This window comes from Rhizobium ruizarguesonis, from assembly GCF_012349115.1.
Lineage (GTDB): Bacteria > Pseudomonadota > Alphaproteobacteria > Rhizobiales > Rhizobiaceae > Rhizobium > Rhizobium ruizarguesonis.
This window is the reverse complement of the sequence record NZ_PQIG01000101.1, coordinates 1-16,168: the sequence shown is the minus strand read 5'-3', so window position 1 is coordinate 16,168 and position 16,168 is coordinate 1. Positions and strand designations below refer to the sequence as shown.

Genomic DNA, 16,168 nt, shown 5'->3' with positions numbered 1-16,168 from the left:
TTAAAGAACTATCGGGTGCTGCAGCGCGAAAACACATACGTCGATTGACGTAGGCGCGGGGGGCAAACAGGCAGCAGGCCGGGAGAGGTGGCATCCCCACCGCGGGAGATGCCCTGTCGATTCTCTCGGAAGAATTATCCGTCGATCGTCAAGACGATGGCCGTCGGACCGTAAGAGAGGCTCGCCCTGTGGCCTGCGACGGTCAGCTTTTCGAAGGCGCCAGTTACGGCGCTCGCCTTCAGGATCTCGATCTTCGTTCCAGGCGTCGGGACAAAACCGTCGGCAAGCGTCACATCGAGCTCGCCGGCCAGCACCGCCTTGCCATGGACGATCAGCGTACCCTCGCCGTTCGCGCCGAGCCTCTGCTTCATCACGGCCGTGGCAAGCTGCTGATAGTCGCCGCCGATGGTCACGGGCTTGTCCGCTGCCAGAACGAGCGAACCGCGGTCAGCCGTCAGGCCGCCGGTACCGAAGGCCGACGGCGAGAGGGCCACCAGCGCGCCCTCTTCCAGCACGGTACCGCCGGCATAGCTGTTGGCGCCCGACAGCCCGAGGATGCCTTCGCCGCGCTTCACCAGCCTGCCCTTGCCGGTGATGTCGTTCCGCCAGGTGTCGATCGCATTGAAACCGCCCTTTGCCGCGTCCATCGTCACGGTCACGTCCTGCTCGAACGCACCATAACCGTCGGCCGCGGCAAAGAGGTTGAGACGGCCGTAACCTTCCGCATCGTCGAGGAGCGGATAGCCGGAGGCGACTTCCGTTGTCTTCAGCACGTCGCGGCGCTGCTCGCCGCCCAGATAGGGCAGACGCGTTTCGAGAAGCGCTTCGGCGCCCTGCGGCACGCGCGCCGGCTGATCGGTCGCATGGATCGTCGGCAGGCCGTAGCTCAAGCGCTGCAGCACGTAAGCGCGATTGGCGTCATGATCGGCGAAACGATCTGTAGCCAGCGGTGCCGCATGGGCAGCGACTTCGAGCGCGCCCGCATCCGCAACGCCTGATTTGGCGATAAGCCATGACTGCGCTTGGCTGTAAGCGTCGTTCTTCAGCGCGGCATTATCGGGCTTATTCAGATTGTAGACGACCGTAGCCGTGCCGAGCATCCGGCCGCCCATCACGTCGAGAGGAGAATGCATGCCGGCGAGGATGCGGTCTTCACCCAGTTCGCTGGCGCGCGTGATCATTTCCTGAAAGCGCTGCGGCACGAGATAGGCCATGGCCAGCGCATCCCGCCAGGCTTCCGCCGTATGCCCGCTCGGGAAACCGCCGTCCTCGACCGGCTTGCCGCTCTTGGCGGGCTCCAGCGTCGGGACGACCGACACGTCCTGGCTCCAGCGGTAGGGACGGCCATACTTGAAATAGCGCTTGGCCGGCTCCGTCGAGCCATCACCGCTTGCGGCGTTGATGAAGTCGATTGCAAGGCCCATGTCGGGGTTGGCATCGGTCTTGTTTTCCGCGTCCGGCTTGCTGCCGGCGCCGCGATTGTTGCCCTTGTCGTCATATTTGACCGTCGTCGCGTCGGCCGCCACCTCGGTGATCGTGGTGATCTGCTTCGAGCCGGCCTTCCAGGCATCTGTCAGCGGACCGAGGCCATCGACGATGCTGGCATTCTTGCCGCGCCGATCGTCGAGATAGGCGGCCACCGCCTGATCGGCAGTCCGCGCCCGCGTCGCTTTGACGACATAGGCGATGTTGGCGTCATGGACGGCCTGGTTGACGATATGGCCGTCGGTCTTGCTAGAAGGAATGCCGTCCCAATCCGTCTTGGCGACCGCCGGGCAATTATCCTTGGCCGGGGCTTCGACACCCGCATCGACGAAAGGCGTGCGCGGGGTCCAGATTTCGAGGAAGCCGGAGAGAAGATGAACGGCGGCGTTGCTGTCCACCGTCGAGAAGCAGGCGTCACCACGCTTGTTGGTGTTTCCGGCCAGCGCGTAAGGCGCTTTCGCCGCCGTGGTCTGCTCGGCGCTGGCAAGCGATGGCACGATCGAAAGAAGGCAGACGAGGGCGGTGCTCAGGCGGCAAAGGCTTAAAGCAGACATGGCGATACCCGAAATGATTGAACGAACGCCGGGAGAGTTAGAGCCCTTATGTGACAGATCAATTGCAAAAATATTGCCATTCTGTGAACCAGTCGGTGCCCGCCTCTTGCCTTTCCCAACCATCCCGCCAAAACTGCCGGAGAGACGATGAGCCCAACCGGAATGCCGGAAAGGAAGACATGGCAGCGCGCCAACGCATCATTCCGGTGAGACGCGAATATAATCGCTGGGTCGCCAACCAGACGCTGGAAGATTACGCGTTGCGCTTCACCGCAAAGAGCGCTCGCCATTTCTCCTCGCAGCGCATCTCGCAGACGGCGATCGGCGCGATCTCCTTTCTGGCGCTGGAGGCGATCGGCGGGGCGATCACTCTCTCCTACGGCACCACCAACGCCTTTTACGCCATTATCGTCGCCTCGGCCGCCATGCTGGCGATCGGCCTGCCGATCAGCCGCTACGCCATCCGCCACGGCGTCGACATCGATCTTCTGACGCGTGGCGCAGGCTTCGGCTATATCGGCTCGACCATCACCTCGCTGATCTATGCGAGCTTCACCTTCATGCTGTTTGCGATCGAGGCATCGATCATGTCCGGGGCGCTGGAGCTCACCCTCGGCATCCCGCTCTGGATCGGCTACATCATCAGCGCCGTCATGGTGATCCCGCTGGTGACGCACGGCGTGCGGCTGATCAGCAAGTTCCAGCTGATGACCCAGCCCTTCTGGATCGTGCTGAATATCCTTCCCTTCATCTTCATCGCCTTGTTGGACTGGGAAAAGTTCGATCTCTGGCGCGCCTTCGCCGGCATCCGCCATGCCTCCGGCCCGCCCGGCACCATCGCCGAATTCGATCTGGTGGAGTTCGGCGCCGCCTCCGCCGTCATCCTGGCGCTGATGTCGCAGATCGGCGAACAGGCCGACTTCCTGCGCTTCCTGCCGCCGGACCCGCAGCGCAAGTGGCGCCACCGCTTGGCGATCTTTCTCGCCGGGCCCGGCTGGGTCATCATCGGCGCGCCGAAGCTGCTTGCCGGTTCATTTCTGGTCGTGCTGACCTTCACCTCGGGCGTCCCCCTCGATCGCGCCGCCGACCCGGCGCAGATGTATCTGACTGCCTTCGGCTACATGGTCCCCTGGCATAATGCCGCGCTGCTGTTGATGGCCGCCTTCGTCGTCGTCTCGCAGCTGAAGATCAACGTGATGAATGCCTATGCCGGTTCGCTCGCCTGGTCGAACTTCTTCTCGCGGCTGACCCACAGCCATCCCGGCCGCGTCATCTGGCTGGTCTTCAACGTCGCGATCGCCCTGCTTTTGATGGAACTCGGCATCTACCGGCTGCTGGAGGAAACGCTCGGCATCTTCTCGATCATCGCTATGGCCTGGCTCTGCACGATCTCCGCCGATCTCTTCATCAACAAGCCGCTTGGCCTTGCTCCCCCCGGCATCGAGTTCAAGCGCGCCCATCTCTACGACATCAACCCCGTCGGCCTCGGCGCCATGACGTTGTCGGCGGCCGTGTCGCTGATCGCTCATTTCGGCGCCTTCGGCGATATTGCCGCCTCGCTCGCGCCCTATATCACCCTCGTCGTCGCATTGATCGCCTCGCCTGTCATCGCCTGGGCGACCAAAGGCAAGTTCTATCTCGCCCGCAAGCCGCGCCACAGCTGGAAGAACCTGACGAGCATCACCTGCTCGGTCTGCGAACATCCCTTCGAACCGGAGGACATGGCCTGGTGTCCGGCCTATGCCGCGCCGATCTGCTCGCTCTGCTGTTCGCTCGACAGCCGCTGCCACGACATGTGCAAGCCGGCCGCCCGTTTCAACGCCCAAGTCGGCACCGTCGCCAAGGTGCTGCTGCCTCAGACCATCATCGAGAAGCTGACGACACGCCTCGGCCGCTACGGCATCGCCGTCGTGCTGGCATTGACCGCCATCGGCGCTATCCTGGCGATGATCGCCCATCAGGTCGCCGCCGCTTCGCCTGAAACGGCCGAGGTCGTCAACCGCACCATCCTCATCGTCTTCTTCGTCTTCTCGGTGATATCAGGCGTCGTCTGCTGGTTCTATGTGCTTGCCCATGACAGTCGCGTCGTCGCCGAGGAGGAATCCTCGCGCCAGAACACGCTGCTGCTCAAGGAAATCGCCGCCCACAAGAAGACCGACGCCGCCTTGCAGAACGCCAAGGAAACCGCCGAGGCCGCCAACCGGGCAAAGAGCCGCTATGTCGTCGGCTTGAGCCACGAGTTGCGCACACCGCTGAACGCCGTGCTCGGCTACGCCCAGATCCTCGAGCGCGACGAAACGATCCCGACGCCGCGCCAGTCTTCGATCAAGGTCATCCGCCGCAGCGCCGAACATCTCTCCGGCCTGATCGACGGCCTGCTCGATATCTCGAAGATCGAGGCCGGCCGCCTGCAGGTCTATTCGAACGAGATCAACATCCAGGATTTCCTCGACCAGATCGTCGATATGTTCCGCCCGCAGGCGCAGGCGAAGGGGCTCGTCTTCATCCATGAGCGCTCGCCGGCGTTGCCGCAATTCGTCCGCACCGACGAAAAGCGCCTGCGCCAGATCCTCGTCAACCTGCTCTCCAATGCCATCAAATTCACTGACGAAGGCAGCGTCACCTTCGATGTCGGCTATCGCAGCCAGGTCGCGACCTTCACCGTTGCCGATACCGGCCGAGGCATCACGGAGAAAGACCTCCCCCGCATCTACGAACCTTTCCAACGCGGTGAGGCCGAAAGCGTGCGGCCAATGCCAGGGCTTGGCCTCGGCCTCACGATCACCCGGCTTCTGACCAACACGCTGGGTGGCGAGATTTCGGTTTCGAGCGTGAAGGACGAAGGCTCGACCTTCCGCGTCCGGCTGATGCTGTCCGCCGTCATGCGCGCCGTGGCCGCCGCACCGCAGGAAAAGCGCATTGTCAGCTATGACGGCCCGCGTCGGACGGTCGTCGTCGTCGACGATAACGAGGACCATCGCGAGATGATGCGCGAAATCCTGGCGCCGCTCGATTTCATCGTGCTGACGGCAGCGAGCGGCGGCGAATGCCTGACGCTGATCGAGGGCATTATGCCGGACCTCTTCCTTGTCGATATCCTGATGCCCGGCATGAACGGCTGGCAGCTCGTCTCGCGTCTGCGTGAGGCCGGCCAGACGGCGACAGTGCTGATGCTCTCGGCCAATATCGGTGACGCGGCTGTTCTCAGCGACAGCGACGACAGCCACAATGATGCAATCGGCAAGCCGGTCGACATCCGCCAACTCCGTGACAAGCTCGCCCTGCATCTTGGCCTGAAATGGATCTATGCCGATGCCGCGCCAGCCGTTCCCGTTAAGATCGAAGCGCCGATGCTGAGCCCCGGTGCTGCCCATGTGCAGGAACTGCTGCGGCTCGGCGAGATCGGCTATATCAGAGGCATCGAAGCCAAGCTTTCGGACCTTGCCAAGGTGGAGGCAAATCAGCCATTCACAGAGGAACTTCGCGCCTATGTCGCCGCCTTCGACCTCGCCGGCTTCATGACCTTCCTGCACGACTTCGACGAAAAGGTGGAATCCATTGGCTGAGCCGGCCTCCCTCCCCCGCGACATCGTTCTGCTCGTCGACGACTCGGCCGAAGCACTCGGCTTCTTGACCGACGCACTCGAACAATCCGGCTTCTCCGTGCTGATCGCCACGTCGGGCACGGCGGCACTTGGTATCGTCGAGCGCATCACGCCCGATCTCATCCTGCTCGACGCGGTGATGCCGAGCATGGACGGCTTCGAGACCTGCCGTCGGCTGAAGGCGAACGCCGCGGCGGCGCAGGTACCTGTCATCTTCATGACCGGCCTGACCGAGACCGAGCATGTCGTGCACGCGCTGGAATCCGGCGGCGTCGATTATCTCAGCAAGCCGATCAACATCGACGAACTGCGTGCCCGCATCCGTGTCCATCTGCGCAACGCTCGCTCAGCCCAAAGCGCCCGCATCGCGCTGGACGCAGCCGGCCGCCATCTGCTGGCCGTCAAAGGCGACGGCGCCATCCACTGGTCAACGCCGCAGGCGACACGGCTGGTCAATGCCGCGATGGGCAGCGACGACGGCATGGAAATCGTCGTCCGCCATATCGCTGGCTGGATGCGCGACCGCGTCGCGGCCGTGCGCGATGGCATCATCTCGATCGCCCATGCTGGCCAGGCGGCACTGCAGCTCGCCTTCCTCGGCGCAATCGGCCCTGACGAATATCTCTTCCGCCTCACTGCCGCCAATCAGCGCAGCGACGACGAGGTACTGCGCCAGCGCTTTTCGCTTACCCAGCGCGAATCCGAAGTGTTGCTCTGGATCGCCAAGGGCAAGGCCAACCGCGACATCGGCGAAATATTGGGACTGTCGGCGCGGACGGTAAACAAGCACCTCGAACAGATTTACGTGAAGCTCGGCGTCGAGAACCGGGCCTCGGCCGCCGTGAAAGCCACGCATGTGCTGTACGAGATGTAAGATGGTGTTGGAGGCTAGAACAGCATGATTTTAGGCCTGTTCGGCCTAAAATCTGAATCCTGTTCTAAATTAAATAGCTAGGGCATGATGTCGGCCGAAAACCGCTCACACTTTTCGGCATCATGCTCTAGGCGCTAAACCACCCGATCCGGCGCATCCCTGCCCTCGAAAAACGCCGTCACGTTGTCAACCACCTTCATGCCCATGGCGGTCCGCGTCTCTTCCGTAGCGCTGCCAAGATGCGGCAGCACCATGACGTTCTCCATCCGCCGCAGTGCCTCCGGCACATCAGGTTCCGCCTCGTAGACGTCAAGCCCGGCGCCGCGGATCGTGCCCGCCTCGAGCGCTGCAATCAGCGCCGCCTCGTCCACCACGTCGCCACGCGCCGTATTGATGAGAAAGGCGCCCGGCTTCATCGCCGCAAGCCGCGCCGCATTCATCAGGTGTCGGTTCTCTGCTCCACCGGGGCAATGCAGCGAGACGAAATCGGCCACCGCCAGCACGGCCTCGATCGTCGGCAGCTGCCGCGCGCCGTAACGCGCCGCCTCCGCCGGATCGATCGCCGAACGGTTGAAGAACACCACATCCATACCGAAGCCGAAATGGCAGCGTTGCGCGAAGGCCTTGCCGATTCGGCCGAAACCGATGATGCCGACCGTCTTGCCGGTCACCTTGGTGCCGACCATATGCGTCGGGCACCAGCCCTTCCATGCACCAGCGCGTACCTGCTGCTCGCCCTCACCGCCGCGCCGGGCAACGGCGAGCAGCAGCAGCATGGCGATATCGGCCGTGCAGTCGGTCAGCACGCCCGGCGTGTTTGTGACCGCAATGCCTCTCTCCTTGGCAGCTGATATATCGATGTGATTGTAGCCGACGCCGAAATTGCCGAGGATCTTGGTGACGACAGCGGCGCCGTCGAAGACGGCGGCGGGCAACCGATCGGAAACCGTCGGCAATACGGCATCATAGGTCGAGAGCGCCAGCCGCAGCTCGTCTTCGCCGAGCGGAATATCGTCACGATTGAACGTCACATCGAAACGCGCGGCAAGGACAGTTTCCACCGTGGCTGGCCAGCGCCGGGTGACGAGAATGCGGGGTTTGGACATGGACGGTTCCGCTCAATGCTTCAAAACGATGCCAAGAGTTAGACCAGCCAGGCGAAAATTGAAACGCCCGCAAAAAGAAAGAAGCCCGGTCGGAACCGGGCTTCGATAATCATATCCCATAAAGGCGAGCGAGGCTTACATGCCCTGCGGGAAGTAGCTGTACTTGCCGTCCGGACCCTTCTTCCATTCGTACATGATGTAGCCAGGAATCTTCGGGTCGCCCTTTTCGTCGAACGAAATGTCGCCGAGAACGGTCGGGAACGGGCCCTTTTCCTTCATGGCCTTGGCAACGGCCTCAGGATCCAGCGAACCGGCAGCCTTGGCGGCCCCGGCAATCGTCTGCATCGCAGCGTAGGAATAGAGCGTGTAGGCTTCCGGATTGAAACCAGCGGCCTTGAACTTTTCGACGAGTTCCTTGTTCGCAGGGTTCGCCGTCGGATCGGGGCCGAAGGTGTTCAGCGTACCGGCGACGGCGTCGCCAGCAATCGAGGCCAGTTCGTTCGAAACGATACCGTCGCCCGAAACCAGCGTCGCCTTCAGGCCCTGGTCGGCCGCCTGGCGGATGATGAGACCGGCTTCAGTGTGCAGACCACCCCAATAGATGATCGAGACGCCGGCTTCCTTCATCTTGGCGATGAGGGCCGAGAAGTCCTTGTCGCCGACATTGATGCCTTCGTATATGACTTCCGTGACGCCGGCGGCGTTCATAGCCTTCTTGGTTTCGTCGGCAAGGCCCTGACCGTAGGGGGTCTTGTCGTGAACGACAGCGATCTTGGCGTCCTTGAAGTGATCGGCAAGATATTTGCCGGCGATGGCACCCTGCTGGTCGTCACGGCCGCAGGTGCGGAACGTGTTCCAGAGGCCCCGTTCCGTGAAGGTCGGGTTCGTCGCGGCCGGGGTGATTTCGAGGATGCCGTTTTCGGCATAGACTTCCGAAGCCGGGATCGAAACGCCCGAGTTGAAGTGGCCGATGACGAACTTGACGCCGTCAGCAGCGAACTTGTTGGCGACCGAAATGCCCTGCTTCGGGTCGGAGACGTCGTCGCCGAGTTCGATCTTGATCTGCTCGCCGTTGATGCCGCCAGCCGCGTTGATGTCGGCGGCTGCCTGTTCAGCACCCTTCTGGAGCTGAGCGCCGAACGCGGCGTTCGGGCCAGTCAGCGGACCAGCGACAGCGATGAGAACGTCGGCCCACGCGTTGCCGCTGAAGGCGACCATCGCCGTCAGAGCCACTGCCGACAGAAGAGACTTCTTCATATTATTACTCCCAATTTTTGGGCGGGTTCCGGTCCAAGGCCCAGCGCACTACCCACCATTGACTGCGCCAGGAAAGCTGTTCCACTCGGAAGGCAATTCATGCCTAGTTTCAACGGACTGTCAATGTTTGTCCTTCCACGAAAACGCGGAAGTTTTCTCGTACAGCCAGTAATAGTTGTTAACCATCTGATTGGTGCGGCGGTAGCGGAAGCCGGCCGTCGAGAACACCAGCAGCGTCACGAAGTCGAGGATATAGTAGAAGGCGTTGAGCATCGGACCATTGAACAGGGCATGATGCAGGAACTGCATCGCCCAGGCGAGCAGGAATGTATAGACGATGACCAACGGATAGTCGGCCCAGCCTTCGGCAACCGCTTTGCCGGCGCGCCAGGCCGTCCAGAAGCCTAAGAGCAAGACGATGACGCGGATCGCCACAAGGGGGCCGGCATCCGCTTCGAAGAAAAGTCCCTGCATGTCAAACTCTCCTTTCGACCTAGTGTCTTCCGCCTTCGAGATAGGCGGCGCGGACCTCGGGATTGGCAAGAAGCTCCTTGCCGGAGCCGCTCATCGTCACCTTGCCGTTCACCATCACGTAGGCGCGGTGAGAAAGCCTGAGGGCGGCGAACGCGTTCTGCTCGACGAGGAAAACGGTCAGCCCCTCCGCCTCGTTGAGCTTCTTGATCGCCTCGAAGATGCCCTTGACGATCAGCGGCGCAAGACCGAGCGAGGGTTCGTCGAGAAGCAGCAACTTCGGGCGCGCCATCAGCGCGCGGCCGATCGACAGCATCTGCTGCTCACCGCCCGAAAGTGTTCCGCCCCGCTGGGCGTGACGTTCCTTGAGACGCGGGAAGAGCGTGAAGATCTTCTCGACGTCTTCGGCGAAGTGTTTCAGATTGTCGAGGCCTGCGCCCATCTGAAGATTTTCCAGAACCGTCATGCGCGGGAAGATGCGGCGGCCTTCCGGCGACTGTGCAATGCGTAGACGGGCGATTTCATGTGTCGGCATGCGGGTGATGTCGCGGCCCTCGAAGACCACCGAACCGGTGCGGGCCTGCGGGCTGCCGCAGATCGTCATCATCAGTGTCGACTTGCCGGCGCCATTGGCGCCGATCAGGCTGACGATCTCGCCCTTGTTGACGTGGACATCGACGCCGGCCAGCGCCCGGATATTGCCGTAATAGGTTTCGACGCCATTCACCTGAAGGAGCGGTTGACCCGTCATTACTTCATCGCCCATCAGTTTGCGCCTCCTTCGAGCTGCTCGACGGCTGCGATCACCTCTTCCACTTCTTCATCCTCGACACCGAGATAGGCCGCGATGACCCTCGGATCGTTCTTCACGTGATCCGGCGTGCCATCGGAAATCTTCTGACCATATTCGAGGACGACGACGTGGTCGGAGATTTCCATGACCACCGACATGTCGTGCTCGATCAGCAGGATCGACGTTCCTGTTTCGGCGCGAATGCTCTTCAGCAGCGCGTTGAGCGTTGCCGATTCCCGTGGGTTGAGGCCGGCAGCCGGTTCATCCAGGCAAAGCAGCTCCGGACCGGTGCACATGGCGCGGGCAATTTCGAGACGCCGCTGGGCGCCGTAGGGCAGATCGCCGGCGGGGTCGTCGGCGCGGTCGATCAGGTCGGCCTTCTCGAGCCAGAAACGGGCGAGCTCGATTGCAGCGGCCGCTTCCCGCCTATAGGGGCCGACACCGATAAGGCCGAGGATCGTATAACCCGATGCCTTCATCAGCTTGTTGTGCTGGGCAACCAGCAGGTTTTCGAGAACGGTCAGGCCGGAGAAGAGCCGGATGTTCTGGAAGGTGCGTGCGACCTTGGCTTCCCTGGTGATGCGAAAGTCCGGCAGGCGCTCGAGCAGATATTGCTTGCCGCTCTTCTGGTTGAACGTGATCATGCCCATCGTCGGCTTGTAGAAGCCGGTGATGCAGTTGAAGACGGTGGTCTTGCCGGCGCCGTTCGGCCCGATCAGCGCGGTGATATCGCCGCGCTTGGCTTCGAAGGAGAAGTCGTTGATGGCCATCAGGCCGCCGAACTTCATCGACAGGTGTTCGACCTTGAGAAGAGTGTCGTCAGACATCGTATTCGTTACGGGGCTCATCAACCATGGCCCTCCTTGATGAAGCTTCCGGATATCGCCTTGCGCTCTCTGAGGAAGGCTGTCGGCTCACGCGAGCCGACGAAGCCGCGCGGCTTGAACAGCATGACGACGACCATGGCGAGGCCGAAGATCAACATGCGGTAGAGTTCCGGCGTAAAATCGGGTCCGAAGATCAATTTTAGGAAGTCCATACTGCGCAACAACTCGGTGCCGCCGACCATGACGATGGCGGCGATCGCGATGCCGGTCAGCGAACCCATGCCGCCGAGAACGACGATGGCGAGAATGACGGCCGATTCCAGGAAGACGAAGGATTCCGGCGAAACGAAGCCCTGGCGGGCGGCGAAGAACGAGCCGGCGAAACCGGCAAACATCGCGCCCGTCGCAAAGGCGGTGAGCTTGGTCGTCACCGTATTGATGCCGAGCGAACGGCAGGCGATCTCGTCTTCGCGCAAGGCTTCCCAGGCGCGTCCGATCGGCATGCGGCGCAGCCGGATGGTGACGTAGGCCGTCAGCATGCAGAGCGCCAGGATCAGATAAAAGAGGAAGATCTTGTAATAGGCCGAGGAGATCGGCAGGTGAAAGAGCTTGGCAAAGCCGCCGGCCGTCGCATCGAAGGGAATGCCGAAGAGTGTTGCCTTCGGGATGCTCGAGATACCGAAGGTGCCTTTCGTCACTTCAGTCCAGTTGATGAGGACGAGACGAATGATTTCACCGAAGGCAAGCGTCACGATGGCGAGGTAATCGCCGCGCAGGCGCAGCACCGGGAAGCCGAGAATGACGCCCCAGAGTGCCGCGAAGATGCCCGAAAGCGGCAGCAGCACCCAGAAGGACAGGCCGAAATAGCTCGAAAGCAGCGCGTAGGAATAAGCGCCTACGGCATAGAAGGCGACATAGCCGAGGTCGAGCAGGCCGGCGAGGCCGACGACGATGTTCAGCCCCCAAGCCAGCATCACATAGATCAGGATCTGGATGCCGAAATTGTCGACATATGTCAGCGAGCCCTGAGGGCCTTTGAACGCCACCACCACCATGGGATAAAGCAGCAGCGCGATCAGCGCGATCTTCAGGAAATGCCGGTGAAAGAAGCTCTTCTCGGTTGAGATGTCGAGTTCGCCCTGTCTCGCCTTCGCCAGCTTGCGGTTGTCGAGATGCGGCCGCAGGAAAACCACCGTCGCGAAGCGGCCGATGGCGGCGACCGCGACGAAGATCGCAAGCAGGCCCCAGCGCTGGACAATGATCAGCTCGTTGCTGATGTTCTGGTCGGTCTTGAGGCCGACATAGAGAACGAACATGCCGAACGACAGAACGGCGGCGAAAAGAGCTTCGGTAAGGCCTTTGCGGACAAGTCCGGCATCGGGCTTGCCTGCAGAATTTTCGATGTTTGCCATGACGTTATACCTTCTCGACTTCCGGCCGCCCGAGGATGCCGGTCGGTTTGAAGATCAACACGAAAGCCAGGATCGCAAAGGTCGCGACGTCCTTGTAGGCAATGGTGAAATATGCCGACCACAGCGACTCGATAAGGCCGATAAGGAGGCCGCCGAAGACGGCGCCGGGTAACGAACCGATACCGCCGAGAACGGCTGCCGTGAAGGCCTTCACACCAGGCGTGAAGCCGTCGTTAAACGAGGCGACGCCATAATACATCAGATACATCGTGCCGGCGACGGCTGCGAGTGCCGCACCCATAACGAAAGTGATCGAGATCGTCTGATCGACGTTGACGCCGAGCAACGCCGCCATCTTGCGATCCTGCTCTGTGGCGCGCTGGGCACGGCCGAGTGCGGTGCGATTGACGATGTACCAGAAGATCGTGAGCAGCACTGCCGTGATCACGATGATGATGATCTGTTTCAGCGACACCGAGATGTTGCCGAACTGGTAGACCGTGCTCACCATCGGTGGAATCGGCTTGTTGCGCGGGCCCTGCGTCACCTGGATGAAGTTGGACAGCGTGATCGACATGCCGATCGCGGTAATCAGCGGCGCCAGGCGGAAGGAACCGCGCAGAGGACGGTATGCGACGCGCTCAATCGTCCAGTTCCACAAACTCGTCATCAACATCGCGACGACAAGCATCGCCAGCAGCAGAACTGCCACCGGGAGACCTGCGAAGATGGATGTGAGGACGAGGAAGACGATAAGAGCGGCGAAACCACCGAGCATGAAGATGTCGCCATGGGCGAAATTGATCATGCCGATAATGCCGTAAACCATCGTATAGCCAATAGCCACAAGGCCATAGATGGATCCGAGCGTCAGCCCATTTAAGAGCTGCTGGACGAAATACTCCATATGTCGTTTTCCCCTGGATGCGAGCCTAAAATGCTGCATCTCTTTTTGGTTCTTCAGTTCTCCGTTTCAGAGAACCTCATAGGCCGAATGCATAGCGGTTTCGTTGGAAATGTGAAGACAAAAAGGATTTACTCCGACAGATTCTTGTCAGAACAGGCCTAAATGGCGCGTTTTGAACCAAAATCCACAGAAAAACGGCAAAGCAGGATCTATTTTTAGTCAGAAACTGCCACTGGCTTAACCATACGGAGATGTCGCCGTCGATTTCCTGCGCTGTTTGCTGCGTAAGCTATTCCACAGAATTGGAAGATGGAGCAAATTCAGACCTCAAGGCAGCCTTTTTGACGAATGCCATTTCACAGGCAAATGCCCGCCATCTTCGTCTGACAAGGCTGAAAACTTATGGTAGCATCATCAAGCTTTGTATTGAGGGATGCAGAGCACGACGGGGAACACCATATAAATTAAGTATCTGGATGTGACAGGGATGGTTTGCGGACGAGCGACAGCGGGGTGCTCGCCGCGTGGCGAACGGCAAAAGGACAATGCTGAGGACATTTGAAAAGGCGGCGCTCGAAGCCGGCAAGGCCATCATCACGGTCTTGCGCGAAGGCTTCCCTGTCACCATGAAGGCGGATGCAAGTCCGGTCACGGTCGCCGACGAGGAGGCCGAACGCATCATCCTCGCTCATCTCGCCAGAGATTATCCCGAAATACCCGTCGTTGCGGAAGAATCAGTTGCCGCCGGCAAGGTGCCCGACATTGCAGGCCGTGGCTTCTTCCTGGTCGACCCTCTGGACGGCACGCGCGAGTTCGTCGACGGACGGCAGGAATTCACCGTCAACATCGCCTATATCGAGAGCGGCGCCCCGGTGGCGGGCATCGTCTACGCGCCAGCGCTCGGGCTTGCCTTCTCGGGAGAGCGCGGCCACGCCGAAAGGCTCGTCGTCACGGAGGATTTCACAGTTGGCGCTCGCAGCACAATCACTGTGCGCGAACAGCCCGACGACAGGCTGGCGCTTGCAAGCCTTCGCCACAACAGCCCCGAGACCGGAAGCTTCCTCGCCGACCACGCGATCTTCAAATGCACCAATATCGGCTCCTCGCTGAAATTCTGCCTGCTGGCCGAAGGAAAGGCCGACGTCTATCCGCGCTTTACCCGCACGATGGAATGGGACACCGCGGCCGGCGATGCGGTGCTGCGCGCCGCCGGCGGTTCGACGGTGACGCTGGACGGAACGCCGCTGACCTATGGCAAGACGGGAACGGCGGCCGATTTCGACTTTGCCAACCCGAACTTCATCTCCTGGGGCGGCAGGAAACGCGTCCTCGAACCGGCGTGACCATCCTTAGCATCGCTGAATACCGGCAAGCGGCGCGATTCTCTGCATCGTAACCATGAGCTCAGACCTGTCGCGACAATCCGCGACCGACCTCCGGCGTGCGCGCCTCAACTGAGCAAGCGTCCCTCCTTAAAGCGCGTCCACGATCCCATTCCAGCTGTGAAGTGATTCGCGTTATCGGCCCTCATTGAGCGATTCGGGCGGCGAATTCGTTGCCCTGCATCTTTTCAAGACGCCGCGCGCCAACAATCCTGCCTTGATTTTGTCACATTTCGGCACCGCTTCGACAGTGCTCGATATCTTCATCCGAAAAATTTCGGCTCGTGTTCCGTTAAGAAATACGGTTAAGAGACCCGGGTCACGTGTCGAAACGGCACGTCGCCAACCCTCGGTGAACCCCTGCCAAAGGCCTAAAAACTTTGACAAAATTCCAATTATTAACGAAATATCATGAGCTTGCCTCAACTTAACGCAAGTGCGAAAGATTTGTTGCGATGCGATATTTCTCTGGACACCATTACACAATTGTCGCATTTTTCCGTTTTAGTAGGGTTACCAAGACCTAAGTGCAGCCCTGGTGACAGGGTTAACCATTGATCGCCTATTGCCGCCGCGCCCCCTCGAAGACAACAGAGTACGATCCTTGAGCATCACGGAACTAAACAACAGCATTTCGACAGAGTCCTTCCGGCCGAGCCGCCGCCAGCAGCCGAGCCTGAAGATCCAGACCCCTGTTATCCATAGCGATGCGCCGCAGGCGCCGTTGGTGGATCTGGTCCTGAAGCGGGCGTTCGACATTTTTTCGTCGTTGAGCGCCCTCCTCGTCCTCGCCCCGTTCCTTCTGTTCGTCGCCATGCTGATCAAGCTCGACAGCCCGGGACCGGTGCTCTTCAAGCAGACCCGCTGGGGCAAGAACTGCAAGGCCATCAAGGTCTACAAGTTCCGTTCCATGCGCACCGACCTCTGCGACGTCTCCGGCGTTGCCCAGACGGTCAAGGACGACCCGCGCGTCACCCGCATCGGCGCCATCCTGCGCCGGACGAATGTCGATGAGTTGCCGCAGCTGCTGAACGTGCTGCTGGGCCACATGTCGGTCGTCGGCCCGCGTTGCCATGCAATCGGCATGCGCGCCGGCGGCGTGCTCTACGAAGAGCTCGTACCGGAATACCATCAGCGCCATGCGATGCGCCCCGGCATGACGGGTCTTGCCCAGATGCGTGGCCTGCGCGGCCCGACCGATCGTCCCGCCAAGGCGCGCGCCCGCATTGCCAGCGATCTCTACTACGTCGGGAATTTCTCGATCTGGATGGACATGCGCATCATTGTCGGAACCGTAATGTCGGAGCTGACCGGTGGTAAAGGCTTCTAAGCTTTGTGAGAAAGGGCCGGCTGCCTTACGCATGTCGCCCAAAAATGTGCAGCGGTTTTGGGAAATCCACATGCATGAGACAAAGACCTAAAGCGCGATGTGACGCGCTTTAGGCTCCAGACTCAATCATGCCCACCAAATGACGAGAGCAGCGATGTAGCAAGT

Annotated in this window: 12 protein-coding genes; 4 read left to right on the top strand and 8 right to left on the bottom strand. The window is 60.8% G+C overall.

Translation table 11 applies throughout. The features are described from left to right. Positions 1-134: 134 nt before the first annotated feature. Positions 135-2,039, bottom strand: coding sequence for an acid phosphatase (locus C3Y91_RS27455; RefSeq protein WP_168576041.1), 1,905 nt, complete (start codon positions 2,037-2,039; stop codon positions 135-137). A gap of 179 nt (positions 2,040-2,218) precedes the next feature. Between C3Y91_RS27455 and C3Y91_RS27450 the strand changes: the two genes are divergently transcribed. Both C3Y91_RS27450 and C3Y91_RS27445 read left to right on the top strand, forming a co-directional pair. Beyond that, a complete protein-coding gene (locus C3Y91_RS27450; RefSeq protein ID WP_130662097.1) occupies positions 2,219-5,605 on the top strand; it encodes a hybrid sensor histidine kinase/response regulator in 3,387 nt (1,128 codons plus the stop codon). Then, the gene (locus tag C3Y91_RS27445) at positions 5,598-6,518 is read left to right on the top strand and encodes a response regulator transcription factor (RefSeq protein ID WP_017965834.1); all 921 of its coding nucleotides are present in this window, start codon (positions 5,598-5,600) and stop codon (positions 6,516-6,518) included. The genes C3Y91_RS27450 and C3Y91_RS27445 overlap by 8 nt, the downstream gene beginning before the upstream one ends. Before the next feature lie 134 nt (positions 6,519-6,652). Here C3Y91_RS27445 and C3Y91_RS27440 read toward each other — a convergent pair whose 3' ends face one another. The 7 genes from C3Y91_RS27440 to C3Y91_RS27410 form a co-directional block, all read right to left on the bottom strand. Then, a complete protein-coding gene (locus C3Y91_RS27440) occupies positions 6,653-7,624 on the bottom strand; it encodes a 2-hydroxyacid dehydrogenase (protein WP_130664996.1) in 972 nt (323 codons plus the stop codon). A 135-nt stretch (positions 7,625-7,759) separates the two neighbouring features. Continuing rightward, a complete protein-coding gene (locus C3Y91_RS27435) occupies positions 7,760-8,881 on the bottom strand; it encodes a branched-chain amino acid ABC transporter substrate-binding protein (RefSeq protein WP_003542332.1) in 1,122 nt (373 codons plus the stop codon). Between the two features lie 120 nt (positions 8,882-9,001). Beyond that, a complete protein-coding gene (locus C3Y91_RS27430) occupies positions 9,002-9,355 on the bottom strand; it encodes a DUF6867 family protein (RefSeq protein WP_003561969.1) in 354 nt (117 codons plus the stop codon). Positions 9,356-9,374: 19 nt separating this feature from the next. Next, entirely contained in the window at positions 9,375-10,118 is a 744-nt protein-coding gene (locus C3Y91_RS27425) for an ABC transporter ATP-binding protein (RefSeq protein ID WP_018073714.1), read from the bottom strand. Continuing rightward, complete coding sequence (locus C3Y91_RS27420; RefSeq protein WP_012758697.1) at positions 10,118-10,993, bottom strand: ABC transporter ATP-binding protein; 876 nt, start codon at positions 10,991-10,993, stop codon at positions 10,118-10,120. The genes C3Y91_RS27425 and C3Y91_RS27420 overlap by 1 nt, the downstream gene beginning before the upstream one ends. Then, entirely contained in the window at positions 10,993-12,384 is a 1,392-nt protein-coding gene (gene livM / locus C3Y91_RS27415) for a high-affinity branched-chain amino acid ABC transporter permease LivM (protein ID WP_018073713.1), read from the bottom strand. Before livM ends, C3Y91_RS27420 begins: the two co-directional genes overlap by 1 nt. Before the next feature lie 4 nt (positions 12,385-12,388). After that, the gene (locus C3Y91_RS27410; RefSeq protein ID WP_003561974.1) at positions 12,389-13,291 is read right to left on the bottom strand and encodes a branched-chain amino acid ABC transporter permease; all 903 of its coding nucleotides are present in this window, start codon (positions 13,289-13,291) and stop codon (positions 12,389-12,391) included. Between the two features lie 545 nt (positions 13,292-13,836). Here C3Y91_RS27410 and cysQ point away from each other — a divergent pair. Beyond that, positions 13,837-14,634 (top strand): 3'(2'),5'-bisphosphate nucleotidase CysQ, encoded by a 798-nt coding sequence (gene cysQ / locus C3Y91_RS27405; protein WP_018073712.1) that lies wholly within the window; start codon positions 13,837-13,839, stop codon positions 14,632-14,634. Positions 14,635-15,277: 643 nt separating this feature from the next. Next, positions 15,278-16,003: a sugar transferase gene (locus C3Y91_RS27400; RefSeq protein WP_026171029.1), complete on the top strand. Its 726-nt coding sequence runs from the start codon at positions 15,278-15,280 to the stop codon at positions 16,001-16,003. Positions 16,004-16,168: the final 165 nt, after the last annotated feature.

Excerpts from the sequence above, each read along its gene's own strand:
- C3Y91_RS27430 (WP_003561969.1), bottom strand. The coding sequence starts at position 9,355 with ATGCAGGGACTTTTCTTCGAAGCGGATGCCGGCCCCCTTGTGGCGATC.
- C3Y91_RS27410 (WP_003561974.1), bottom strand. The coding sequence starts at position 13,291 with ATGGAGTATTTCGTCCAGCAGCTCTTAAATGGGCTGACGCTCGGATCC.
- cysQ (WP_018073712.1), top strand. The coding sequence starts at position 13,837 with ATGCTGAGGACATTTGAAAAGGCGGCGCTCGAAGCCGGCAAGGCCATC.
- C3Y91_RS27455 (WP_168576041.1), bottom strand. The coding sequence starts at position 2,039 with ATGTCTGCTTTAAGCCTTTGCCGCCTGAGCACCGCCCTCGTCTGCCTT.
- C3Y91_RS27420 (WP_012758697.1), bottom strand. The coding sequence starts at position 10,993 with ATGAGCCCCGTAACGAATACGATGTCTGACGACACTCTTCTCAAGGTC.
- C3Y91_RS27440 (WP_130664996.1), bottom strand. The coding sequence starts at position 7,624 with ATGTCCAAACCCCGCATTCTCGTCACCCGGCGCTGGCCAGCCACGGTG.
- C3Y91_RS27425 (WP_018073714.1), bottom strand. The coding sequence starts at position 10,118 with ATGGGCGATGAAGTAATGACGGGTCAACCGCTCCTTCAGGTGAATGGC.
- livM (WP_018073713.1), bottom strand. The coding sequence starts at position 12,384 with ATGGCAAACATCGAAAATTCTGCAGGCAAGCCCGATGCCGGACTTGTC.
- C3Y91_RS27435 (WP_003542332.1), bottom strand. The coding sequence starts at position 8,881 with ATGAAGAAGTCTCTTCTGTCGGCAGTGGCTCTGACGGCGATGGTCGCC.
- C3Y91_RS27450 (WP_130662097.1), top strand. The coding sequence starts at position 2,219 with ATGGCAGCGCGCCAACGCATCATTCCGGTGAGACGCGAATATAATCGC.